This window comes from Rathayibacter sp. VKM Ac-2857 (genome assembly GCF_013205025.1).
Classification (GTDB): Bacteria; Actinomycetota; Actinomycetes; order Actinomycetales; family Microbacteriaceae; genus Rathayibacter.
The window spans coordinates 22107-45739 of the sequence record NZ_JABMLE010000004.1 but is presented as its reverse complement, the minus strand read 5'-3'; the positions used below and the strand labels follow the sequence as shown (position 1 = coordinate 45739).

The following is a 23633-nucleotide window of genomic DNA, read 5'->3' as shown; positions in this document are numbered from 1 at the left end:
CGTCGGGGCCGGGGCTCAGGTCCCGCGAAGGGCCGCGATCGGCTCGATACGGGAGGCGCGTCGGGCCGGCACGCTGCCCGCCAGCAGCCCGATCAGCGCGCCGAGGAGCGCCCCGCCGAACGCCACACCGGGGTCGAGCACCGGGGTCCACTGCTGCGCGAGTGAGACCGAGAGCACGGCGAGGACGCCGGTCGCCGCTCCGACCAGACCGCCGAGGAGGCCGATCACGGCCGATTCGACGATGAACTGCTGGGCGATCCGGCGCCGTGTGGCGCCGAGCGCACGGCGGAGGCCGATCTCGCCGACGCGCTCCATCACCGACAGCGTGGTGACGTTGGCGATGCCGACCCCGCCCGCGAGCAGCACAACCACCGAGAGGATCAGGAACACCAGGTCGACGTCGGCGCGGACGTCGCCCGCGAGCTCCGATCGGCCGCCGGGTGCCGCGACGGAGACGGAGTCGGGAGAGTCGGGGGCCAGGGTCAGCGGTGCCTGCGCCGCGACCTGCGGCCCGGCGCCGATGTCGATGCGCGCCTGGAGGTCGCCCGGCGTCGCGAGCGCGAAGTCGGCGCGCGCGGTGCCCGTGGGGAGGACGACCGCGTCGAGCAGCTCGGCGCGCGCCTGGACGTCGGCGAAGAGCCCGAGGACCGAGTAGGCGACGCCGTCGATCAGGATCGAGGGCCGGGAGTCGACGCGCTCCACCCCGAGCCGCTCCGCCGCACGGGCGCCGAGCACGACCACCCGGTCGGCGCGGGCGTCGTGTCCGGAGTCGAACATCCGCCCGGCGGTCACGTCGCCCTCCAGCGTGTCGAGGAGATCGGCGGAGGCGGCGAACAGCCGCGGCGGCGCGGCGGCGGGCGCGGACGGGTCGTTGACGGGGACCGCGGTGATGCTCGCCCCCTCGCGCAGGGACACCTCGCCCACGACGGCCGCCTGCTCGACGCCGGCGAGGCGGCGGACGCGGTCGACGGCGTCCCAGGGCAGCCGCCCGGTGGCGACGCTGTCGCCGGAGGAGTTCTCCGCCTCGGCCGGCTGCACGACGACCTGGGTCGCGGCGAAGGCGTCGAACCGGCGGGCGAGCTGACCGGCGGTCGTCTGCGCGAAGCCGATCGTGGCGACGAGGGCGCCGATGCCGAGCACCGTGCCGAGCAGGGTCATCACCAGCCGGGCGGGCCGGGTGCCGATGTCGGAGGTGGCCTCGGCGAGGAGGTCCGCGGCGGTGAAGCGGTCGGCGCGGCGGACGGGCCGCAGCAGCGGGGACGCGGCGGCCGAGCGCGGTCGCCGGCGCCGGAACCGGCGGCGGAGCGCCGCGAGCACGGGGCTCACGCCGTCACCTCCTGCATCCGTCCGTCGGCGATGCGGAGGCAGCGGCGCGCCCGCCGCGCGACGGCGAGATCGTGCGTGATCACGACGAGGGTGAGCCCGGTGTCCGTGAGGTCCTCGAAGAGCCGCATGACGTCCTCGGTGGTCGAGCCGTCCAGGTTCCCGGTGGGCTCGTCGGCCAGGAGGAGACTCGGACGCGCGACGACCGCCCGCGCCACGGCGACCCGCTGACGCTCGCCGCCGGAGAGCGTCGTCGGCAGGAAGCCGAGCCGGTGCCCGAGTCCGACCCGGAGCAGGGCGTCGCGGGCGCGCGCCTCGCGGGCGGCCCGCGGGGTCCCGCTGTAGAGCATCGGCAGCATCACGTTCTCGAGCACGGTGCGCCGCGGCAGCAGGTGGAAGGACTGGAAGACGAAGCCGATGCGCTGCGCGCGGACGGCCGCCCGGGTGTCCTCGTCGAGCGCTCCGGTGAGGGCGCCGTCGAGGCGGTACTCGCCGACGCTCGGCCGGTCGAGCAGGCCGAGGATGTTCAGCATCGTCGACTTGCCGGAGCCGCTGGGGCCGACGATCGAGACGTAGTCGCCCTCCTCGATGCGGAGGCTCACGCCCTTCAGCGCCTGTACCTCGGGCGGACCGGGGAAGGAGCGCGTGACGTCCCGCAGCTCGACCAGCGGAGCGGTCACCGGCCGACCACGACCAGGTCGCCCTCGTCGAGCGCCCCGTCCACGGCCGTGACCTCGACCGCCCCCTTCGCGGCGAGACCGGTGCTGACGACGACGAGTCGGCTGGCGGCGCCGGGATCGCGCGGGTCACCCTCGACGACCTCGACCCGGCTCTCGCCGCCGGAGCCCGCGGACAGCGCGGCGACCGGGACCGAGAGCACGGCGCCCTCCGTCGCTCCGACGGCGACCGAGACCTTGACGTTGGTGTCGCGCAACTGCTCGATCTGCTCCGGCGAGAGCGGGTCGGGGGTCAGCGTCACCGTCCAGCGGCCCTTGCCGTCCTTCGCGGGGTCCACTCCCGAGACGACGGCGCCGTGCGAGGCGCGATCCGGCAGCTCGAACGTCGCCTTCTGACCGACCGAGAGCAGGCGCGCATCGGCCTCGGCGGCGGACCCGGAGAGCTCGAGCTGTGCGCCCGAGACGGTCATCGCCGCGCCGGACAGGACGCTACCGCGCTTGGCGGTGACCGCGTCGACCCGCCGCGGGAGCGAGGTCAGGAAGAGGACCTCGCCGGCGGGGAGGGCCGGCAGGACCGACTGACGAGCCCGGGTGAGGTCCTCCTGCGCCTGCGCCACCTGGGACTGCGCGGACTCGACGGCGCCGCGCTGCGCACCGGTGTCGGTGCTCGCGCCCAGCTGGGACCGCTTGAGCTCGGCCAGGCCGAGCGCGTCGTCGAGGTCCGCGATGCGGAGTCCGTCCGGCGGCTCGGCCGAGCGGGCGGCCTCCAGCTCGCGGCGTGCGCCGGCGACCGCGATGTCGGCCTCGCGGACCTCGACCGGCGAGGAGCCCGCCAGGGCGTCGTCGAGGTCCTTCTGCGCGGCGACGAATCCCTGCTCGGCCGACCGCAGCGCCTCCTGGGCGGCACGGACGACGTCCTCGCCGTCCTCCTGCGTCGCGGGCGGCGCGTAGCCGGCCTGGGCGTAGAGCTCGGTGACCGCGTTCGCGGCCGTCTCGTCGAAGACGTCGTCGGCGGGGTCGCCGGCGTCGATCCCGAGGCCGCGCAGCGCGGTCTTGAACTGAACGACGTCCGGCCCGGACACCCCGAAGCGCAGGGTCCGGTAGGCCGGGAGCTCGCCGGGGAGGACGATGACGGGGCGGCCCGCGATCTCCAGGGCGATCGACAGCGGCGAGAGCTCTGCGCCGGCCGCGGGGACCTGACCGGTCACGACCGCCGCGCCCTGGATCGACGTCGTGTCGACGGTCACCTCGACCGCGTCCGCGTAGCGCACCTCGCCGCGGAGGGTGACGTCGTTGCTCAGCGCGCCGAACTCGACGGGCGCGGTGATCAGGCCGGGGGCGGAGGGTTCCGCATTCGCGGCGGCCTCCGCGGGCGACACCACGAATCTTCCGACGAGCAGGCCCGCGACGAGGCTCAGCAGCGCGGCGGCGGCCACGATCCAGAGGACGCGGTTGCGCGAGACGACCGCGGCCAGGGCGGCGAAGCGGCCCCGGCGAGGGTGCGTATCGGTGTCGCCGCTGTCGGTGCCGTCGTTGTCGTCACCGTCCGTGGGCTCGGCGACCGCGAGGAGGTCGAGCGGATCGGTCGGCGTCGGAGCGGTCGACGACGGATCGATCGACGACGGATCGGACGGATCGCCCGAGCCCGGGCGACGGGGGACGCGCATCTACTCGCCCTGCTCGGCCGCGGCCTTCAGCGCGTCCAGCTCGGCCCGGTGGTCGTCGATGAACTGCTGCTCCAGCGCGTCCTGGACCTTCTTGTGCACCGCCGCGTAGTCGGTCTTCTCCCGGCAGTCGAGGTCGGCGAGCGCGAGCTCGATCTCCTCGTCCTTCACGGCGACGAGCTTCGGGTCCGTCGGGTCGACGGGCTGGTCGCCGGCCGCCGCGTAGACCGCCGACATCTTGTCGTCGATCGAGTGCACGGCGTCGAACTGGGTCGCGAAGCCCGGATAGCCCGCGTCGCTCAGGCAGGAGGACCAGGCCGCATCGAGATCCGCCAGCTCGGGGACCGACGGCAGCTCCGTGTAGAAGTCGGTCAGCGCGTCGAGCACCGGCTCGTGCTCCTTCCCGGAGGTCGGGTCGTCCTCCTCCAGCTCGTGCGAGGCGGCGCCGTAGCAGCCCGCCGTCGTCCAGTCGAACTCGTAGGACCCGTCGTCCGAGGCGGCGACGTCCTCCGGCTCCGGCGGGCCGTGCAGCGCCTCGGACCAGGCCGCCTGCTCGGACTCCGAGAGGCTGTCGTAGTAGTCGGCGTTGGCGTCGACGTACTCGTCCTCCGCGTCGGCCGAGTCGTAGCGTCCGGGCGAATCGACGACACCGTAGCCGTACTGCGCGACCCACCCGCGGTCGTCCGGCTTGTAGGCGTCGTCGTCGGAGGAGAACGACGCCGACTGCACGCTCGGGGTGTACTCGAAGCCCGCCTCCTGCATGCACTTCGCGACGAGCTCCTCGCGCGCTCGGTCCTGCTCCTTGTACTTCTCCTCCTGCTCCTCCGGCGAGAGGTCGCCGCCGTAGAGCGAGCCGAGGTACTCCGTCAGCGGCGAGGTCGTCTCGTCGGTCTTCGTCTCGTCCGCCGGGGCGGAGCAGCCGGAGAGCGCCAGCAGTCCGGACAGTGCCAGAGCAGACAGTGCTGCGCTCAGATGGGCGCGGCGTCGTTGCTTCGGGCGGCGCTGCTTCACGCGTCGTTGCTTCACGGAGGACCCTCTCGATCAGGGGCGCGCGGCGCGGGCGGGGGTCCCGCGCTCGCGCGCCGCCGACGACGCTACCGACGGATCCTCACCACCGTGTGGGCGGCACGGTCCTCTGTCGTCGCACGTCGGTCGAGGGCTGCAAGACGTCGCGCCGGGCGCCGCCACCGGCACGGAACCTCGGTCTCGCGGTGCCGCTACGCCGTCAGCAGCACCCGCGCAGCTGCACCGGGCTCGAGCACGAACAACTCGCTCTCGGCTCCCCCGTGCGCCTCCCAGCGCTCGATCCCGGCCGGATCGACCGTCACCGCGGTGCCGCCCGGATTGCCGAGCAGCAGCACGCGGCCGCCCGGTGCGGCCGCTCCGAGCACGACCAGCCCCGGCGCGTCCACCTCGAGTCGCGGCGAGCCGACGAGGTCCGCCGCCCACTGGAGCACGACGCCCGCGGGAGAGACGCCCGTCGCCGCGGCGATCCCGCGCGGGCCCCACTGCTCGAAGTAGGCGAGCGAGGCGACGGCCGGGACCGCGAGGGCGGCGAGACTGCCGACGACCCAGGCCGCCAGCTCGGGCGCCTGCTGGCGCTCGTCGGTCGCGCCCGGCACGGCCTCCGGGCCGTAGCCGGACCGGTCGATGTCGGCGGCGCCGGGGTCGAACGGCGACGTCGACACCGCGTTCATCCGCGCCCCGAGGGTGATCGGCCCGATGTGCAGCGGTCGGCCGTCCGCGATCGCCGCTGCGTCCCGGACCACCGTGCGCTGCACGGCGAGGGACTCGACGAGCTGGTGCCCCGACCGGTCGTGCATGAAGGGAGTGATGCTGAAGGCGAGTGGCCCGTCGACGTGCGCGAGCGCGTCGGCACCGCGGTTGAGCTCGGTGAAGTGCGAGCGGACGCCGCCGATCACCTCGATGCCGCGTTCGGCCGCGACGCATCGCGCCTCCTCGAACAGCTCGGGTGTGCTGCGGTGCCCCTTGGCGGCGAAGACGCCGAGGCGGGAGAGCCGCGCGTCGCCCAGCTCGTCGAGGACCGCGCGGACGTCGTCGGGAGTGGACGCGACGATCCGCAGGTCGACGGGCCGCTCGCCCGCGTCCTCGATCGCGCGGCGGAGGGCTCGGCGCCAGCCGGTCCAGCGCACGTCGCACTCGACCAGCAGATCGATCGTCGGCCGGACGCCGGGCCGGAGGTCCGTCGGCGCGCTCGCGGCGGAGGTGCGGATCTCGGGCAGCGGGTGCCCGATACTCCCCGTGCGGAGGATGCAGACGGACGCGGTCGCCGCGTCGTCATTCGTCGGCGGCGCGCCGGCGCAGTCGATCCGCAGGCTCTGCCGGACGACCTCGCCCGCGGCGACCGCGACCGGGAACGGCAGGCTCAGCGGCGTCGAATAGGTCTTGAACGATGCGTCGGTCCAGTTGCGCTGGTCCTCCGTCTCGAACACGTCGCCCGCCAGGGTCAGCTCGACCGGGACGCCATCGGCGGTCCAGGCGAGTCCGGCGAGGTCCTGCGCGGGCTGGTGCGGCGCGATCCGGCCGGGGAAGGCGGTGCGCTCGGAGCCGCCGTCCGGGTGGCGCACCTCGAGGGCCGCTCCGGCGCTCTCCATGCCGTGCAGCACGATCAGCCCCAGGCGGTTGCGGAGGAACGCCGTGCTCGCACGCGCCTCGAGCGCGACCGAGAGCGAGTCGTCGGAGAAGACGACCCTCAGGGTCCATCCGACGCGCGCCTCGCCCTGGGCACTCTCGCCCTCGACGACCAGGACGTCGTCCTCGACCTCCAGTGCCGCGCGGACGGTCGCGAAGGTGCCCCAGTCCTCGTCCCGGACGACGACGCGGACCCCGCGGAGGATCCGCGCCGCGCCGAAGCGGACGTCGTCCAGCCGCCCGTCGGAGTACCGCAGCGACCACGGGCCGCAGCGCACCGTCCGCTCGTCGCGCTCCGCCGCCTGGAGGAGCCCGAGCGGGACCGTCGGCGCGGCCGGCCGGATCTCGATCGCGGGCACGATCAGAGGGTGGTCATGCCGCCGTCGACGCGGAAGAGCGCGCCGGTGGCGTAGCTCGACTCGTCGCTGGCGAGGTAGACCATGATGCCCTCGACGTCCGCGGCGGAGCCAGGCCGGCCGAGCGGGATGCGCGAGGTGATCGCCGCACGGGCCTCGGCGTCGCCGGAGATCGCGGTGACGAGCGGAGTCTCGGTGTAGCCGGGGACGACCGTGTTGACGCGGATCCCCTCCCCCGCGTACGCGGCGGCGACGGTCCGGGCGAGGCCGTGCATGCCGGCCTTCGAGCTGCTGTAGGCGGTGAAGTCCTGGCCCTCGCCGTTCAGCCCGGTCGGGCTACCGGTGAGGACGATCGAGCCGCCGCGGCCGAGAAGCGCCCGCACCGCGTGCTTGACGGTGAGGAACGTGCCGGTGAGGTTGATGTCGATCGTGCGGCGCCAGACGTCGAGGTCGAGGTCGGCGATCTTGGCGTCCTGCCCGAACAGCTGCACCCCCGCGTTCGCGACGACCACGTCGACCGCGAAGCCGTCGGCGGCCAGACGGGCGAAGGCCTGCTCCACGCTGCTCTCGTCCGAGATGTCGAGCTGCACGGCCACGGCGTCCGGGAAGGCGGCCGCTGCGTCCTCCGCGGCGGCGAGGTCGCGGTCGGTGAAGGCGACCCGGGCGCCCTCCCGCGCGAAGCGCTCGGCCACGGCTCGGCCGATGCCGGAGCCGGCTCCGGTGACGAGGGCGGTCTTGCCAGTGAGGCGTCCGGTCATGCGTGCTCTCCTTCGAGTCGATCTGCTCCGATCATATGAGGCGAACCGGTTGACCGCCTAGGTCACTCCTGCTCGATCCTCGACACTCGCGCGACCCCTTGACCCGGCCCGGTCGAGCCGCGACGCTCGCTCTACACGTCCCGCACCACCCCATCCCTCCCGGAGGTCCCCATGAAGGTCGGCTCGCTCATTCTCCGTCTCGCCGTCGGCGGTCTGTTCGTCGGACACGGACTGCAGAAGCTCCGCGGCTCGTTCGACGGGCCGGGTCTCGACGGCACCGAGCAGATGATGACGAGCCTCGAGCTGCACCCCGCGCGCCGCAACGCGGTCGCGGCCGCGGTCACCGAGACCGCCGGCGGCGCCGCGCTCGCCCTGGGCCTCGCCACGCCGATCGCGGCGGCCGGGCTCATCGCGACCATGGTGACCGCCGTGCGCAAGGTGCACTGGTCGAACGGGCTCTGGAACAGCGGCGGCGGCTGGGAGTACAACGGGCTGCTCGCGGCCGCCGCGACCGCGATCGTCGCGGACGGACCGGGCGCTCTCTCCTTCGACGGCCTCGTCGGGAAGCGGAAGTGGGGAGCCGGCTGGGCGCTCTTCGCCCTGGTCGCCGGCGCCGCCGCCTCCACCGCCGTGATCGAGGCCGGACGCCGCGCTGCACCCACCGAGGTCGAGGACACCGGCAGCGAGACCCCCGCCGCGTCGGACGAGACCGCCACCGCATGAGCGCACCCCTGCTGATCGACGCTTCCGCATGAGCGCAGCCGTGCTGATCGAGTAGACCGCGAAGCGGGCGTAACGAGATCCGCCGTCGTCCGAAGGAGGGTCTGCAGACCCGCCCTTTGGCGGAGCCGGGTCTCGATACGCCCCTGCGAGGCTACTCGACCAGCATGTGGGGGGCCGACGTGCCGCGGGGAGCCGCACCCGATCCGCAAGGAGCGGACGGGGACCCCCTGCTGCTCGAGCAGCCGTCCGCGGGACTGCCTATCGAGACCCGGTAGCGTCGGCACGTGACCGCCGCCACTCCTCCCACCGTCCGTCAGCTCCGCCTCGTCGTCCAGGTCGACGACATCGATGCGGCGCTCCGCTTCTACCGAGACACCCTCGGGCTGTCCGAGCGCGCGGCCTTCGAGGGCGGGGGCGACGCCCGCGTCGCGATCCTCGACGCGGGCGGCGCCACGCTCGAGCTGGCGAACGCTGCGCAGGTCCGGATGATCGACGGCATCGAGGCGGAGGGCGACCCGAGCGATCCCCTCCGCGTCGCCTTCGAGGTCGATGACGCCTCCGCCGTCACCTCAGCCCTCGCCGCCGCGGGCGCCGAGCTCGTCGCCTCCCCCCGCGAGACGCCGTGGCGCTCGCTCAACTCCCGCCTGCGCTCGCCCGACGGCCTCCAGCTCACCCTGTTCGAGGAGCTCGGATCCGCGCCCGACGACGAAACGGTCGACGACCTCGTCCTCTGGCAGCGCGCCGTCGACCGGCTCGACGGCCTCGACGATCCGGACGGGGTCGTCGAGCGGATGCGCGTCCTCGCCGCGCGCTACCCCGGCACCGACGGCGTCGCGCACTTCGAGCTCGGCGGAGCCCTCGACAGCGCGGGGCACGAGGCGGAGGCGGCCGAGGAGTACGAGCGCGCCGTCGCCGCCGGCCTCGACGGCGAGCGCCTCGCCCGGCTGAGCATCCAGTACGCCTCGACGCTCCGGAACCTCGGCCGGACCGACGAGGCGATCGCTCTCCTCGCCTCGACCGAGCCGCATCCGTCGATCGGAGCGGCGCGCGAGGTCTTCCTCGCGCTCGCCCTGCACAGCGCCGGTCGCACCGATGAGGCGCTGCGCACCGCCCTCGAGGCGCTCGCCCCGACGTTGCCGCGCTATCGCCGATCCGTCGCCGCGTACGCCGCCGATCTCACCGACTCGGCGCCGCAGATCTGAGACGGCCGGTCGCCGGTCGGCGCGCCCACCGCTGTGCGCCCTCGGCTCTGCTCACTCCGCCAGCAGCGCGTCGATCTGACCCATCGCCTGGTTCATCCCCTCCTCCATGCCCATCCGCACCATCTGCTCGAGCTGCTCGAGGGTCTCGAACGAGGAGCGGACGGTCATCGTGGTGCGTCCGTCCGCCTCGGCGAGGGTGACGACCGCGTGAGTGACCCCCATCGAGTCGTCCGGGCGCCCCTCCTCGTCGGCGAAGCCGTCGTCGAACTCGAACCGCGTCGGCTCCTCGACCTTCGTCACCACCCAGTAGCCGCGGGCCTTCTCCCCGTCCGGCCCCGTCATGAAGTACCGGCTTCGCGAGCCCTCGACCGCCTCGTGCGTCTCGAAGGTCGCCGGCCAGGTCGGCGGGCCCCACCAGCGCTCGAGTTGCCGCGGATCCGCCCAGATCCGCCACACCCGCTCGACGGGCGCCTCGAACTCGGCGGTGATGGTCATGGTCAGGTTCTCGATGTCCTTGACGGACTCCACGACGGTCATCCTGCACGTCCCTTTCTTCGTTCCTCCGGTGGTCGAACGTCGTCCTCGGCGAGGACGTCGGCGATGCGGTCGGCGCGATCGCGCCAGAGCAGCTCGTAGGCCTCGAGCAGTCGCGCCGCCCTCCTGAGCGAGGCGACCTCGCCGCTCACGAGCTGCTCCCTCCCGCTGCGGCGCTTGCGGACGAGCTCCGCCCGCTCCAGGACCGCGACGTGCTTCTGCACCGCGGCGAACGACATCTCGTAGCGCGCCGCCAGCGCCGTCACCGACTGCTCCGCTTCGAGCACCCGACTGACGATGTCGCGCCGCGTCCTGTCCGCCAGCGCCTGGAACAGCCGGTCGACCTCGATCTCGTGTCTCATATCTGAAACCATTTGGTTGCACGTTAGCCCTCTGACGAGCCGGGCGGAAGACCCCCGTCCCGACCGACCGACCCCGTGCGCCGACCACCGAGCTCACGGGCGAGCCGCCGCGCGATCCAGCGACCGGGCGGCCGCCTCGATCACCCAGTCGGGAACGGCGCGGATCTCGAACACCGACCAGTAGAGCTTCGCCATCGAGTAGTGCGGATCGATCCGGAGCGCCTCCTCGAGGTGGCGGGCGGCGACCGAGGAGACGCCGAGTGCCCACCAGCACCAGGCGAGGACGGTCAGCACCGGAGGGCGCGCCTCGAGAGGTGCGAGCGCGGCCGCCCGGGCGAGCCGAGCTGCCGCGCGCTCGGTCCGCTCGGGGTCCGGTCCGGGGCCCGTCCCCATCATCAGCGACGCGGAGACCAGGTCGTGCGCGTCCTCGAGCCCCGCGTCGACATCGCTCTCGACGATCTCGTCGATCGGCCGGCCGGTGCGCGCCTGCTCCTCGTCGAGCCGCTTCTGACGCCGCCGCTCCTCGAACGCCGCCTCACTGCCGAGGGCGATCTGCAGGGTCGTCCGATCGCGGAGCGGCGGGGACTGCAGCACCCGGATGAGCGTCGCCTCCTGGCGGGGTGCGGGAGGACCGTGCAGCCAGCGCTCGACCAGCCCGATCACGTCGCGCGCCCCAGACGCGGGATGGCGCAGGATCGCGGCGACGGTCGCGCGATCGCCGGCCGAGACCGTCGGCAGCGCGGCGAGCGCCGACACGTCCAGGGGCTCGGGAGCCGCCGCGCGAGCGAGGACACCGGCCTCGCTCCCCTCGATCTCGGCGAGCGGCCGCGGTTCACGCGTCTCCTCGGTCGAGGTGTACCGTCCCCACCCGTCGGCGGCGACGCAGGCCACGTCGACGATCCCGAGGTCGGTCCGCTCCAGCCTCCGGAGGACGGCGCGACCGAGGTCGAGCAGCGGGATCCCGCGCGCACTCTCGTAGCTCTGCCGCGTGTAGACGATGGCGAGCACCGCGGTGGCCCGTGGGATCGACGCCGTGAAGCGCACGCACCTTCCCGCCAGCTGGTCGATCTCGGCCCGGCGCAGTCGCTCGGGGATCGGGAAGCGGAAGCCGCCGCCGCTCCGGTTCCCGAGGAACGGGACGACGACGAGGGCCTCCTCCGGATGGAGGCCGATCATCGAGGGGACGGCGGCGAGGAGGTCGGGAAGGCCGTTCACGCAGAGGAGCTCCGGCTCCCGGGAGGGGCTGTGGCGGGCGGTGGCGAGGCGATCGGTGCGAGTCATGACGGTCACTGTCGTCCCCGCCGAGCCGGCCGTGGCAGCGGGGCGACGGATCCGTGGAGAGCCGCGGCATCTCCTCCGCTGTGGAGGGGACCGAGTCAGCGCGAGGCCGCGGCGTGCATCCGCTCGAGAGCCGCGCGCACCGCCGCGAGCGTGCCCGGATCCCCTTCCATCCGGTGCTCCACACTCTCCGGGATCCACACCAGCGCCGAGAGCAGACCGGCGACCGTCTCCGCCTCCACCGGCCACCGCGTCCACCGACTGTCGAGCGCCACCGCTCCGGCCGACCACCGCCCGAAGACCCGCACCACCTCCTCGAGCGGCAGCGCCAGATCGACCATCAGCTCGAACCGCGTCGTCCGCCCGGTCGACGCCACGAAGGCAGCGGCGTCGTCCCCGGGGAGCCGCCGGGGCTCGAAGTGCACCCGCGTCTCGAGGAGCCGGCTCACCCGGTCGAGCCGGAACGTGCGCCAGGCCTCGCGCTGCCGGTCCCAGCCGACCAGCACCCAGGTGCGGTGCGTCGACACGACCGCGTGCGGTTCGACGACGCGGTCGCTCTCCGCTCCGTCCGCGGCGACGTAGTGGAAGCGGAGCCGCTCGTGGTCGCGGCAGGCCAGCGCGATCCGCCCGAGGATCTCCGGCGGGATCGACGCGCTGCGCGGCCTCGCGGAGCGGAGCACGCCACCGACCGCGTTGACCCGCTCGCGCAGAGCCCCGGGCAGCACCTGCTCGAACTTCGCCAGGGCGCTGAGCGTCGTGTGCTCGCCGTCGGCGAGCCCTTCGTCCGCCGCGAGCCGGAGCCCGACCGCGACGGCCACGGCCTCGTCGTCGCTGAGGAGCAGCGGCGGGACACGGCTGCCCGCCTCGAGTCGGTAGCCGCCGAGGGCGCCGCGGACCGCCGCCACCGTGTAGCCCAGCTCGCCCAGCCGCTCGACGTCGCGGCGCAGCGTCCGCTCCGTCACGCCCAGCCGCGCGGCGAGGACCGGCCCCGACCACTGCCGGTGGGTCTGCAGCAGGTCGAGCAGGGCGAGTGCGCGGGAGGTGGTCGCGGCCATGACGCCATCCTGCTCCCGAATCAGGACGGGAACCGACCTGATTCCGCTCTAGCGTCGTCCCCGAGAGCCCGATCGGGCGCCCCTAAGACCCGAAGAAGGAGAGACACCATGGACATGAAGCTCGAGCTCGTCGCCGTTCCGGTGACCGACGTCGATCGCGCGAAGCAGTTCTACGTCGAGCGGATCGGCTTCGTCGCCGACCACGACCACACGGTGCACGAGGGCCTGCGGTTCGTGCAGCTGACGCCTCCGGGGTCGGCCTGCTCCATCGTCCTCGGCATCGGCATCACCGAGATGGCGCCCGGCTCGCAGAAGGGCCTGCAGATGGTCGTCGCGGACGCGGCGAAGGCCCGCGAGGAGCTGCTCGCCCGGGGTGCGGAGGTGTCCGAGGTCGACTCGCAGCCCTGGGGCGAGTTCGTGTACTTCGCCGACCCCGACGGCAACACCTGGGCGCTGCAGCAGATCGTGATCCCCGATCTGTCCTGAGGGCGGTGCTCTCCACTGCGGCCCGGTCGGATTCTGAGACGATCCGTGCCCGCCCGACACTGTCAGAGTGAGAGGGAGAGGAGGTCCGCGGATGACGCCCTCGCAGGAGAGCGCGCCCTACGGCGGAACAACGGCACCTTCCGGGGCGGGGTCGCCGGCGGAGGAGACCGATGCGGCGCTCGTACGCCGTGCGGCCGCGGGCAGCGAGCTCGCCTTCCGCACCCTCTACCGCGCCTACGTCCGCCCGGTCTACTGGCTCGCCCACGGGATCCTCCGCGACAGCCGCGATGCGGAGGACGTCACGCAGGAGACCTTCGTCCTCGCCTGGAGCCGGCTCGGCGGGCTCGAGCTGGTGAGCGACTCCCTGCTCCCGTGGCTCGCGACGATCTGCCGCTTCCAGGCGGCGAACCGCCTGCGCTCCCGCCGCCGCGACCGGGAGCGGACCGTCGAGGCCGACGACGAGACGCCCTCGCCGCACGACCTCGAGCAGCAGATCGTCACCGCCGCGCTCGCCGAGGCGGTCCTCCGCGAGACGGCCGGGCTCGCTGAGCTCGATCGCGCGATCTTCCGCCTCTGCGCCACCGAGGGCCGCGGGTACGAGGAGGCCGCGCTCACCCTGGGCGTCTCGCACGCCACCGTCCGCAACCGCCTGTCCCGCGTCCGTCGGCGCCTCCGCCTGGTGGTCGACGACTTCCGAGGAGCCGAGACGTCATGACCGAATCCACCGATGTGCGGGGCCGCGAGTTCCAGGTCCCCGATCCTCAAAGCTCCGATCTTCAGGGCCCCGATCGTCCGGCGCCCGAGCTCGAGGCCCTCGACGACGACCGCGTCTCGGCACTCGAGACGCGCGTCTTCCGCGCCATCGGCACCGCGCGCCGCGAGCGGGGAGCCCGTCGCCGACGCGTCGTCACGATCGGGAGCGTCGCCGCGGGTCTGCTCGTGCTGGCCGTCGTCATCGGCCCGCTGGTCGGAGGCGGCGCCGGAGTGGGGTCCGCCTCGAGCGCGGCAGGGGCCTCGAGCGAGGAGGGAGGTGCCGACTTCGGGCAGTCGGGTGGGGAATCCGCGCCGCAGTTCGCCGACGGCTCTGCGGAGGGCGCCGCCGCGGCACCCGGCGACCGGTCCGCGGAGGGGACCGGACGGGAGGTCGTGTCCACGGCGAGCGCGACACTCGAGGCCGACTCCGTCGCCGACGCGATCGCCGCGCTCAGCGCGACCGCCACCGAGCTCGGCGGCTACGTCGAGAGCTCCAGCACCGGCTCCAGCAGCTCCGGGTCGGCGGTCGGCGTCGATCCGGCGATCGACCCGTACCTCCCGGCGCCCCTCCCCGAGGGCGCGGGAACCGTCTCGATCCGCATCCCCGCCGACCGGCTCGCCGAAGCGCGCGACTCGCTGGCCGCCCTCGGCTCGGTGACCGGATCGTCGATCGACCGGCGCGACGTCACCACCCAGGCGATCGACCTCCGCGCGCAGGTCGACGCCGCGCAGGCCTCCGTCGACCGGCTGACCGAGCTGATCGCCCAGGCCGGCAGCCTCGCCGACCTCCTCGCGGCGGAATCCGCCCTCGCCGAGCGCCAGGCGTCGCTCGAGTCCTCCGAGCAGCAGCTCGCCGCCCTCGAGGGCCAGGTGTCGCTGGCGACCCTCACGGTGACGGTCCTCCCGGAGTCGTCCCCCGTCACCGCCCAGCCCACCGGCTTCCTGGACGGCCTGCTCGCGGGCTGGAACGGACTGGTCGCCGCCACGAACGGTGCCCTGGTCGGCATCGGCTTCCTCCTCCCCTGGCTCGTCGTCGTCGCCGTGATCGCCCTCATCGTGGTGGCCGTCCGCCGTCGCCGCGGACCGCCCGCCGGCACACCTACACCGGGTCGTCCGGACTCCGGCAGGACGGAAGGCGCCGACAGGAGCAGCGGCGAGAGCTCACGCACCGTCGGGAGCGAGGGCACCGGCAGGAGCACGACCGTCGAAGAGTGATCGTGCAGCGAGCGATGGGGTCGGCCTCAGCCGCGCAGCACCTTCGTCATCGCCTTGCCCTTCGCCAGCTCGTCGACCAGCTTGTCCAGCCAGCGGATCCTCTGCATCAGCGGATCCTCGACGCTCTCCACCCGCACGCCGCAGACCACGCCCGTGATCAGCTCCGCGCTCGGGTTCATCGGCGCCGCCGCGAAGAAGTCCTCGAAGGTCGTCCCGGCGTCGAGGTGGCGGCGCAGCTCGTCGTCCGAGAAGCCGGTCAGCCAGGCGATCACCTCGTCGACCTCCGCCCTCGTCCGCCCCTTCCGCTCGGCCTTCGCCACGTAGTGCGGGTACACGGAGGCGACGCTCGTCGTGAAGATCCGGTGCATGCGTCGAAGGCTAGCCCCGCACCCCCGAGCGCCGCGAGGGCGCACCCCGAAGAACTCGCAGACCCCGCCGGTTACCCCCGCGCCCGAGCGGCGTAGACCGCGGGCGTCGATCCCAGCCGAGCACGGAAGGCCACGATGAAGCTGCTCACCGAGTCGTACCCGACCGCGGGCGCGACCGTCTGCACGGCGTCCCCCCGCATGAGCATCCCGATCGCCGTGTGCAGGCGCGCCCGTACGCGCCACTCGCGGAAGGTGCTGCCCGTCTCGGCGGCGAAGGCGCGCGCGATGGTCTTGGTGCTCACCCCGAGCTGTGCCGCCCACTCGGCGAGCTCTCGCGGATCGGCCGGGTCCTCGAGCAGAGCCGTCGCCACCGCGCGGGCTCGCGGATCGCGTGGGAGCGCCACCGCCGCAGCATCATCGGGCGCCTCGTCGAGCAACTCCCCGAGCAGCAGCCAGCAGCGCCGACGACGCAGCGCCGACGGGGCGGAGTCCGCCAGGTGCAGCACCAGCGACCCGGCGAGGTCCTCGAGCCGCAGGGTCCGCGCGCCGCCCCACCGGTCGCCGCGCGGTCGCAGCGCCGGAGCCACGTAGACGCTGATCAGCTCGCCCGGCTCGACGAACGCCATCTCGTGCGGCACGCCGGCCGGGATCCACGCCATGTGCTCGCGCCGCAGGTGCCAGTGATCGCCGAGCACGCCGAGCTCCATCGACCCCGATGCCATCCAGGCGAGCTGGTCCTCCTGGTGCACGTGCGCGTCGAAGCCGGTGCCGCGGACGACCCGGGATCGCGAGGCCGAGAGAGCGGCGGATGTCCACTCGAAGGGATCCGCATCGAGAGGAGCCGCGCCACCGGGTCGGAGATGTTCGCTGACGGACACGACGGTGTCCCCCCTCCTTGATCGGCGTCCGCTCGAGGCGATGGCGGACCGAGTAAGGCAAGGCTAACCTGACGTCCGCCTCCCCTGCCCCACGATCCCGGAAGAGCCATGACCCCTCGCGCCCTGCCCGCCCGCCTCCTCGCCGCCTCCGCGGCACTCGCCCTGAGCGTCGCCGCGCTGTCCGGCTGCAGCAGCACCGCCGCGGCGAGCGCCGAGAACCCGGACTACACGACCGAGCCGTCCGACTCCTTCCCGGTCACCGTCGAGCACCAGTACGGCGAGACCGTCATCGAGGCCGAGCCGCAGCGCGTCGTCGTGGTGGGTCTGACCGAGCAGGACATCCTGCTCGAGCTCGGCGTCACTCCGATCGCCACCACCGAGTGGTACGGCGAGCAGCCGTTCGCCGTCTGGCCCTGGGCGACCGACCTACTCGGCGACGCGGAGCCGACCGTGCTCGACCAGACCGACGGCCCCGAGTACGAGCGGATCGCCGCCCTCGAGCCCGACCTGATCGTCGGCACCAACGCGGGGATGACGGAGGAGATCTACGACAGGCTCGCCGGGATCGCCCCGACCGTCACGAGCGTCGAGGGCTCCGGTCTCTACTTCTCCAGCTGGCAGGACCAGACCCGCCAGGTCGCCCGCGCCGTCGGCCGCTCCGCCGAGGGCGAGGCGCTGATCACCGGGGTCGAGGACGCCTACGCCGAGGCCGCCGCCGCGCACCCCGAGTTCGCCGGGCTCACCGCCACCTTCTCGCAGGGCGTGCCCTACGACGGCAGCATGTACGTCTACCCCGACGGCCTCAACACCGATTTCCTCACCGACCTCGGCTTCACCATCACGCCCGGGCTGGAGCAGTACGCTCCCGGCGCCGACCAGCAGGCACTGATCTCGCCGGAGAACATGGGCCTCATCGACGCCGACGTGATCGTCTTCGCGACCGAGTCGGCCGACGGCGTGCAGGAGGTCCTCGACTTCGGCACCACGTCGAGCCTCTCCGCGGTCACCGGCGGTCACGCCGTCTTCACCGACCCCGAGCTCTCGGGCGCGATCTACTTCCTCACCCCGCTCAGCCAGAAGTTCGTCCTCGAGAAGCTCCTTCCGCGACTCGTCGACGCCGTCGCCGGCGAGGCCCCGCAGAGCATCGAGGGCTGACGACTCCATGACGACACTCCTCGAGACCGAGGCGGCGGTGCCGACCGTCCGCCGGAACCGCCGCCTCGGTCTCGCGGCCGCGCTCGCCGCCCTCCTCGTGGCCGTGCTGCTGAGCGTCCTCGTCGGCTCGAACCACCTCGGTCCGGCCGAGCTCTGGCACGCGCTGACCGCCTACGACGGCTCGATCGCCGACCAGGTCGTCGTCGATCTCCGCCTCCCCCGGACGCTCGCCGGCCTCGTCGTCGGCGTCGCGCTCGGAGTGTCGGGCGCCGTGATCCAGGCGCTCACCCGCAATCCGCTGGGCGACCCCGGCATCCTCGGCGTCGACGCCGGGGCAGCGCTGTTCGTCGCGGTCGGAGTCGCCCTCGGCGCGAGCTCGCCCGCGCAGTACCTGCCGTTCGCGTTCCTCGGCGCGCTCGTCGTCACGGCCGTGGTCGCCCTGATCGGCTCGGTCGGCCGCGGCGGCCCGGACCCGGTGCGCCTCACCCTCGCCGGCGTCGCCGTCGCCGCCGTGCTGAGCGGGGTCACCACCGCGATGATGCTGCTCGACCCGGTCACCTTCACCGCCCTGCGCGGCTGGAACGCCGGGTCGTTCGTCGAGCGCGGCCTCGACGTCGTGCTCCCCGCCACCCCCTTCGTCCTCGTGGGAGTCGTGATCGCCCTCGCCGCCGCCCGGTCGCTCACCGCGCTCGGCCTCGGCGACGACCTCGCCGCCTCCCTCGGCACGCGGCTCGGCCGGACCCGGCTGCTCTCGGTCCTCGCGATCACGCTGCTCGCCGGGTCGGCGACGGCGATCGTCGGGCCGGTCGGGTTCGTCGGGCTCGCGGTGCCGCACATCGCCCGCTGGATCGCCGGCCCCGACCAGCGCTGGATCCTCGCGCTCTCCGTCCTGCTCGCACCGACCCTCCTGCTCCTCGCCGACGTGCTCGGCCGGGTCGCACTCTGGCCGGGCGAGGTCCCGGTCGGAGTGGTGACCGCGTTCGTCGGCGCCCCGGTGCTCATCCACCTGGTGCGGCGCTCGAAGGCGAGCACGCTGTGACCCTCGTCCTCCGCGGCGGCCCGCTCTCGCTGCGCGTCCGCCGGCGCACCCTCCTCGTCGGGGCAGCGCTCGCCGCCGCGGTCCTCGCGCTGGCCGTCGTCGCGCTCGGGCTCGGCGAGCTGCCGCTCTCAGCCCCCGACGTCGTCGCGGCCCTGCTCGGGCAGCGCTCCGGCATCGCCCGCACCGTCGTCGTCGAGTGGCGGCTCCCGCGCGTACTCGGCGCGGTCCTCTTCGGCGCGGCACTCGGCGTCTCGGGCGCCGTCTTCCAGTCGCTCACCCGCAACCCGCTCGCCAGCCCCGACATCATCGGCCTCACCGCCGGCTCCTACTCCGGCGGCCTCCTCGCGATCATCGTGCTCGGCGCCGGCGCGGGCTCGCTCCCCGTCGCGGCCGGCTCCGTCGCCGGCGGCCTCCTCGCCGCGACAGCCGTCTATCTGCTCGCCCACCGCCGCGGCGTCCAGGGCTTCCGGCTGATCGTCGTCGGCATCGGCGTCTCGGCGATGCTCGAGGCGCTCAGCACCTACCTCGTCCTGCGGGCGAAGCTGGAGATCGCGATGGTCGCCTCCGTCTGGGGGGCCGGCTCGCTCAACCCGGTCGGCTGGGACCAGCTGCTGCCCGCTGCGGTCGTGATCACGGTGGCGCTCGCCGGTCTCGGCCTCCTCGGCCGCCCGATGCGGCAGCTCGAGCTCGGCGACGACGCCGCCCGCGCGCTCGGCACCCCCGCGGAGCGCACCCGCGTCCTGCTCGTGATCGGCGCGGTCGCCCTGACCGCCGCGGTGACCGCCGCCTGCGGCCCGATCGCCTTCGTGGCCCTCGCCGCCCCGCAGATCGCCCGCCGTCTCGCCCGCACCGCCGGGATCGCGCTGATCCCCTCCGCGCTCGTCGGCGCCCTGGTGCTGCTCGGCGCCGACACGGCCGCCCAGCACGTCCTGCCCGGCTCGCTCCCCGTCGGCGTCGTGACCGTCGTCGTCGGCGGCCTCTACCTCGTCGGCCTCCTGATCCACGAAGCACGGAGACGCTCATGACCGCCCGCCTCGCCGCCGTCGACCTGACCCTCGGCTACGACCGCCGCGAGATCTCGCGCGCTCTCTCGCTCGAGATCCCCGACGGCTCCTTCACCGTGATCGTCGGTCCTAACGCCTGCGGCAAGTCGACCCTCCTGCGCGCCCTCTCCCGTCTGCTTCCCCCGAGCGCCGGGCAGGTCCTGCTCGACGGCCGCGCGATCGCCGCCGCGAAGCCCCGGGAGGTGGCGCGCGTGCTCGGGCTGCTGCCGCAGACCTCGCTCGCTCCCGACGGCATCACCGTCGCCGACCTCGTGGCCCGCGGCCGCTACCCGCACCAGGGGTTCCTCCGGCAGTGGTCCCCCGCCGACGAGGAGGCCGTGACCGCGGCGATGACCGCGACCGGCGTCACCGCGCTGGCCGACCGCCTCGTCGACGAGCTCTCGGGCGGACAGCGTCAGCGGGTCTGGGTCGCGATGGCGCTCGCCCAGCAGACCCCGCTGCTGCTGCTCGACGAGCCGACGACCTTCCTCGACATCGCACACCAGATCGAGCTGATGGAGCTGTTCACCGACCTGCACGAGCAGGGGCGGACCCTCGTCGCAGTGCTGCACGACCTCAATCAGGCGGCGCGCTACGCCAGCCACCTCGTCGCGATGAAGGACGGCGCCGTCGTCGCCCAGGGTGCTCCGCGCGAGATCGTCACCGCGGACCTGGTCGAGCACGTCTTCGGCCTGCGCTGCGTCGTGATCCCCGATCCGGTCACCGGTGCTCCACTCGTCGCACCGGTCGGCCGCGAGCGCGCCGGGCAGCGCCGATGACGAGGCGCCGGCCGGAGCGCCCCGGGAGACCGCGGACGAGGAACCCGCGCGGCCCGCTGCTCCAGGCACCGGCCGAGCCGATCGACGCCCGGCCGATCCGCCTCGACGACGCCACCACGCCCGCCCGCCTGACCCTCCGCGTCCTCAGCGGCGCCCGCCGCTACTCCGTGCCGGCACTGGTCCTCGTGATCAGCCATCAGATCGGCGAGGCGCTGGTCCCGGTGCTGATCGGGCTGGCGATCGACCGGGCCGTCGCGACGGGCGATCCGCTGCAGCTGCTGCTCCACCTCGCGCTGCTGGCGGCCGACTTCGCCCTGCTCTCCTTCTCCTGGCGCTTCGGCTCGCGGTTCGCCGAGCTGGGGATGCTGGTCGTCCAGCACCGCCTGCGCGGCCTCGTCGCCGAGCATCTGCTTTTGCGGCCCGCGCGGGGCGGCCGCGCCTCCGATCAGCCGGGCGTCGCGCTCTCGCTCGCCACGTCCGACGTCAACCGCCTCTCGGCCGCGGTCGAGATCGGCGTCCATCCCGTCGGGCAGCTCGCCGCGGTGCTCTTCGGCGGAGCGGTGCTGCTCGGGATCTCCTGGCCACTGGGTCTGGCCGTGCTGCTCGGGGCCCCGCTGCTGCTCGGGGCCGCGGAGCTCGCCGGCCGCGGACTGCGCCGCCGCAGCGAGGACGAGCAGGGGGCGGCCGCCGACGCCGCAGGGCGTGCCGCCGATCTGCTGGCCGGTTACCGCGTCCTCCGCGGCATCGGCGCCGAGCAGGAGGCGTCGCGCCGCTACTGCAGCGCCAGCCGCCTCGCCCTGCGCAGCACCGTCCGCGCGCGGCGGGCGGAGGGCGTCCTCGGCGGGGTGATGGACCTGGCAACCGGTCTCCTCCTCACCGCCGTCGCCGTCGGCGCCGCCCTCCTCGCCGTGGCCGGCGAGCTCGGCGTCGGCGGCTTCATCACCGTGGTCGGTCTCGCGCAGTTCCTGATCGACCCGCTGCAGAACGCGGCGCGCGAGGCGGGCTCGTGGTGGGCGACCGCGACCGCGTCGGCCGCCCGCCTGCTCGCCCTGCTGCGCGAGAGCGACGGCGCCGATCCGCCCGAACGTGCCCTGCACCTCGACGACCTGCGCGACGGAGAGCTCGTCGTCGTCGCCGTCGACGGCGACACGGCGGACACGGTGCTGGCCGGCCTGCGCTCGGCGCATCCGGGGGCCCTCGTCGCCCCGCACGCGGCGCGGCTGTTCTCAGGCAGCGTGCGCGAGAACGTGCAGCTCCCCGGTGTGGACGCGGCGAGCGCCGACCGCGCCCTGGCGGCGTCCGGCTGCACCGAGCTGGCCGGCGTCCTCGCCGGCGGGCTGGACGGCGACGTCGGCGAGGGCGGCTCCGCGCTGTCCGGCGGTCAGCGCCAGCGCGTCGCGCTCGCCCGCGCACTCGCCCAGGACGCGCCGCTGCTCGTGCTGCACGATCCGACCACCGCGGTCGACGCCGTGACGGAGGCGGCGATCGCCTCCCGGCTGCGCGCCGTCCGCGGCGAGCGCCGCACCGTCGTCCTCTCGCGCTCCCCCGCCTTCCTCGCCGTCGCGGATCGCGTCGTCGAGGTCCACGCCGACGACGGAGCCGACCGGAAGTCCGAGGCCGTGCGGTGACCGCCGATCGCCTCCCGATCGCCTCCGGGCGAGTCGTCCTCCGCGCCTCGTGGAGCGCCCTCGGCCGCGGCCGCCTCCTGCTCCCGCCGCTGGTCGTCGTGCTCGTCGCCGCGGCCGCCGCCGGCATCGTCCCGCCCCTCGCCCTGGGCGCCGTCGTCGACGCGGTCACCGCCGCCGAGCGCGACTCCGCCACCGTGTGGCTGCTCGGCCTGGTGGTGGCCGCCGCGGTCGCCGCCGGTGCCGTGCTCACCGCCGTCGGCGTCGTCGCCGCCTCGCGGCTGTTCGAGCGGATGCTCGCCGAGCTGCGCGAGCGGATGGTCGATGCAGCCTTCCGCCTCCCCCCTGCTCGCGTCGAGCGCGCCGGCACCGGCGACCTGATCGCCCGCGCCGGTGACGACGTCGCCGAGGTGTCGGACGCGATCCCGAGCGTCGTCCCCGCCGTCACCGGAGCGCTCACCACCATCCTCGTCACCGTCGCCGGAATGGCCGTGATCGACCTCCGCTACGCCGCGGCGATGCTCGTCGTCGTCCCCGTGCACGTGCTCGCCGTCCGCTGGTATCTCCGGACCGCGCCCGACGTCTACGCCGCCGAGCGCTCCGCGATGTCCGACCGCGCCCAGCGCCTCCTCGACTCCCTGCGCGGCCTCGAGACCGTGCGCGCCTACGGCCTCGGCCGGCAGCACCTGGCGCGGATCGCCGCGGCGTCCTGGTCGGTGGTGCGGGTGACGATGCGGGCCCGCGCGATCCAGAACGGCTTCTTCGCCCGGCTCAACCTCGCCGAGCTCCTCGGCATGAGCGCCCTGCTCGTCGTCGGCTTCCTCCTGGTCGCGAGCGGATCCGGCACCCTCGGCGGCACGACCGCCGCGATGCTGCTCTTCCTCCGCCTGTTCGGCCCGATCAACCAGCTGCTGTTCGTCGTCGACGAGCTCCAGTCGGCCCTCGCCTCCCTCGGCCGGATCGTCGGAGTGATCACGGTGACGACGCCGACCGAGCGGCCGGCCGCGTCCTCCGACGACCTCCGGCTCATCTCGATCCACCACACGCACGTCCCCGGCCACCCCGTCCTCGTCGACGTCTCGCTGCAGGTGCCGGCCGGCACGACCGTCGCCGTCGTCGGCGCCTCCGGGGCCGGCAAGAGCACCCTCGCGGCCCTCGCCGCCGGTCTGATCGTCCCCGACATCGGCACCGTCGCCCGGCCGCGCGCGACCGTGCTCGTGACCCAGGAGGTGCACGTCTTCGACGCGACCCTCCGCGACAACCTGACCCTCGCCGCCCCCGATTCCTCCGACCCCGCCCTCGCCGACGCCCTCCGTCGCGTCGGCGCCGAGCGGATGCTGGAACGGCTCGGCCTCGACGCCCCGCTGGGATCCTCCGGCGCCGCTCTCACTCCCGCCGAGGCGCAGCAGCTCGCCCTCGCCCGGGTGCTGCTCACCGATCCGGCCGGCGTGATCCTCGACGAGGCCACCGCCGAGGCCGGCTCGACCGACGCCGGCCGCCTCGAGCGCGCCGCAGCCGAGGTCCTTCGCGGCCGCACCGCCCTGGTCGTCGCGCACCGCCTCAGCCAGGCCGCGTCCGCCGACCACGTCGTCGTGCTGGACACCGGCCGCATCGCCGAGCAGGGCACGCACGCCGAGCTGCTCGCCGCCGATGGGCCGTACGCGCGCCTGTGGGCGGCGTGGAGCGGATCCGCGCGCGACTGAGGGGC

Annotated in this window: 23 protein-coding genes; 11 read left to right on the top strand and 12 right to left on the bottom strand. The window is 74.2% G+C overall.

The window, feature by feature from the left end; all coding sequences use genetic code 11:
* Positions 1–15: 15 nt before the first annotated feature.
* From HQQ86_RS17120 to HQQ86_RS17095, 6 genes are all read right to left on the bottom strand, one after another.
* Positions 16–1326 carry an ABC transporter permease gene (locus tag HQQ86_RS17120; protein WP_367948707.1) on the bottom strand — a complete coding sequence of 437 codons (1311 nt, stop codon included), beginning with the start codon at positions 1324–1326 and terminating at the stop codon, positions 16–18.
* Positions 1323–2003: an ABC transporter ATP-binding protein gene (locus HQQ86_RS17115; protein WP_173289468.1), complete on the bottom strand. Its 681-nt coding sequence runs from the start codon at positions 2001–2003 to the stop codon at positions 1323–1325. The genes HQQ86_RS17120 and HQQ86_RS17115 overlap by 4 nt, the downstream gene beginning before the upstream one ends.
* A complete protein-coding gene (locus tag HQQ86_RS17110) occupies positions 2000–3667 on the bottom strand; it encodes a hypothetical protein (RefSeq protein ID WP_254072207.1) in 1668 nt (555 codons plus the stop codon). Before HQQ86_RS17110 ends, HQQ86_RS17115 begins: the two co-directional genes overlap by 4 nt.
* On the bottom strand, positions 3668–4690 hold the full coding sequence (locus HQQ86_RS17105; RefSeq protein ID WP_173289467.1) for a hypothetical protein: 1023 nt from the start codon (positions 4688–4690) through the stop codon (positions 3668–3670).
* A gap of 191 nt (positions 4691–4881) precedes the next feature.
* The gene (locus HQQ86_RS17100; RefSeq protein ID WP_173289466.1) at positions 4882–6675 is read right to left on the bottom strand and encodes a hypothetical protein; all 1794 of its coding nucleotides are present in this window, start codon (positions 6673–6675) and stop codon (positions 4882–4884) included.
* Positions 6676–6677: 2 nt separating this feature from the next.
* Positions 6678–7430 carry an SDR family NAD(P)-dependent oxidoreductase gene (locus tag HQQ86_RS17095; RefSeq protein ID WP_173289465.1) on the bottom strand — a complete coding sequence of 251 codons (753 nt, stop codon included), beginning with the start codon at positions 7428–7430 and terminating at the stop codon, positions 6678–6680.
* 171 nt (positions 7431–7601) lie between these two features.
* Here HQQ86_RS17095 and HQQ86_RS17090 point away from each other — a divergent pair, with 171 nt between their 5' ends.
* A complete protein-coding gene (locus HQQ86_RS17090) occupies positions 7602–8153 on the top strand; it encodes a DoxX family protein (protein WP_173289464.1) in 552 nt (183 codons plus the stop codon).
* 284 nt (positions 8154–8437) lie between these two features.
* A complete protein-coding gene (locus HQQ86_RS22155) occupies positions 8438–9355 on the top strand; it encodes a tetratricopeptide repeat protein (RefSeq protein ID WP_367948706.1) in 918 nt (305 codons plus the stop codon).
* Between the two features lie 51 nt (positions 9356–9406).
* On the opposite strand, the gene HQQ86_RS17075 is transcribed toward HQQ86_RS22155, so the two are convergent.
* The 4 genes from HQQ86_RS17075 to HQQ86_RS17060 all read right to left on the bottom strand — a co-directional run bounded on the left by HQQ86_RS17075 (position 9407) and on the right by HQQ86_RS17060 (position 12584).
* The gene (locus HQQ86_RS17075; protein ID WP_173289463.1) at positions 9407–9892 is read right to left on the bottom strand and encodes an SRPBCC domain-containing protein; all 486 of its coding nucleotides are present in this window, start codon (positions 9890–9892) and stop codon (positions 9407–9409) included.
* The gene (locus HQQ86_RS17070; protein WP_173289462.1) at positions 9889–10263 is read right to left on the bottom strand and encodes a metalloregulator ArsR/SmtB family transcription factor; all 375 of its coding nucleotides are present in this window, start codon (positions 10261–10263) and stop codon (positions 9889–9891) included. The genes HQQ86_RS17075 and HQQ86_RS17070 overlap by 4 nt, the downstream gene beginning before the upstream one ends.
* Positions 10264–10344: 81 nt before the next feature.
* On the bottom strand, positions 10345–11532 hold the full coding sequence (locus HQQ86_RS17065; RefSeq protein ID WP_173289461.1) for a DUF4192 family protein: 1188 nt from the start codon (positions 11530–11532) through the stop codon (positions 10345–10347).
* A gap of 95 nt (positions 11533–11627) precedes the next feature.
* On the bottom strand, positions 11628–12584 hold the full coding sequence (locus HQQ86_RS17060) for a YafY family protein (RefSeq protein WP_173289460.1): 957 nt from the start codon (positions 12582–12584) through the stop codon (positions 11628–11630).
* Between the two features lie 108 nt (positions 12585–12692).
* Between HQQ86_RS17060 and HQQ86_RS17055 the strand changes: the two genes are divergently transcribed.
* From HQQ86_RS17055 to HQQ86_RS17045, 3 genes are all read left to right on the top strand, one after another.
* Entirely contained in the window at positions 12693–13070 is a 378-nt protein-coding gene (locus HQQ86_RS17055) for a VOC family protein (protein ID WP_173289459.1), read from the top strand.
* A 91-nt stretch (positions 13071–13161) separates the two neighbouring features.
* Complete coding sequence (locus HQQ86_RS17050) at positions 13162–13785, top strand: RNA polymerase sigma factor (protein ID WP_173289458.1); 624 nt, start codon at positions 13162–13164, stop codon at positions 13783–13785.
* Positions 13782–15038: a DUF4349 domain-containing protein gene (locus HQQ86_RS17045; RefSeq protein ID WP_173289457.1), complete on the top strand. Its 1257-nt coding sequence runs from the start codon at positions 13782–13784 to the stop codon at positions 15036–15038. Before HQQ86_RS17050 ends, HQQ86_RS17045 begins: the two co-directional genes overlap by 4 nt.
* 26 nt (positions 15039–15064) lie before the next feature.
* Here the strand turns inward: HQQ86_RS17045 and HQQ86_RS17040 are convergent, their stop codons facing one another.
* Both HQQ86_RS17040 and HQQ86_RS17035 read right to left on the bottom strand, forming a co-directional pair.
* On the bottom strand, positions 15065–15406 hold the full coding sequence (locus tag HQQ86_RS17040; RefSeq protein WP_173289456.1) for a DUF2200 domain-containing protein: 342 nt from the start codon (positions 15404–15406) through the stop codon (positions 15065–15067).
* A gap of 71 nt (positions 15407–15477) precedes the next feature.
* The gene (locus HQQ86_RS17035) at positions 15478–16284 is read right to left on the bottom strand and encodes an AraC family transcriptional regulator (RefSeq protein WP_173289455.1); all 807 of its coding nucleotides are present in this window, start codon (positions 16282–16284) and stop codon (positions 15478–15480) included.
* A gap of 108 nt (positions 16285–16392) precedes the next feature.
* Here HQQ86_RS17035 and HQQ86_RS17030 point away from each other — a divergent pair, with 108 nt between their 5' ends.
* Genes HQQ86_RS17030 through HQQ86_RS17005 form a run of 6 tightly spaced genes read left to right on the top strand, consistent with a single transcriptional unit; the run spans position 16393 to position 23628 of the window.
* On the top strand, positions 16393–17439 hold the full coding sequence (locus HQQ86_RS17030; RefSeq protein WP_173289454.1) for an ABC transporter substrate-binding protein: 1047 nt from the start codon (positions 16393–16395) through the stop codon (positions 17437–17439).
* A gap of 7 nt (positions 17440–17446) precedes the next feature.
* Positions 17447–18478: an iron ABC transporter permease gene (locus HQQ86_RS17025; RefSeq protein ID WP_173289453.1), complete on the top strand. Its 1032-nt coding sequence runs from the start codon at positions 17447–17449 to the stop codon at positions 18476–18478.
* Positions 18475–19503 (top strand): FecCD family ABC transporter permease, encoded by a 1029-nt coding sequence (locus HQQ86_RS17020; protein ID WP_367948705.1) that lies wholly within the window; start codon positions 18475–18477, stop codon positions 19501–19503. Before HQQ86_RS17025 ends, HQQ86_RS17020 begins: the two co-directional genes overlap by 4 nt.
* Complete coding sequence (locus HQQ86_RS17015; protein ID WP_173289452.1) at positions 19500–20300, top strand: ABC transporter ATP-binding protein; 801 nt, start codon at positions 19500–19502, stop codon at positions 20298–20300. The genes HQQ86_RS17020 and HQQ86_RS17015 overlap by 4 nt, the downstream gene beginning before the upstream one ends.
* Positions 20297–21928 carry an ABC transporter ATP-binding protein gene (locus HQQ86_RS21855; protein ID WP_173289451.1) on the top strand — a complete coding sequence of 544 codons (1632 nt, stop codon included), beginning with the start codon at positions 20297–20299 and terminating at the stop codon, positions 21926–21928. The genes HQQ86_RS17015 and HQQ86_RS21855 overlap by 4 nt, the downstream gene beginning before the upstream one ends.
* Positions 21925–23628, top strand: a complete 1704-nt coding sequence (locus HQQ86_RS17005; protein ID WP_367948704.1) for an ABC transporter ATP-binding protein — start codon at positions 21925–21927, stop codon at positions 23626–23628. The genes HQQ86_RS21855 and HQQ86_RS17005 overlap by 4 nt, the downstream gene beginning before the upstream one ends.
* Positions 23629–23633: the final 5 nt, after the last annotated feature.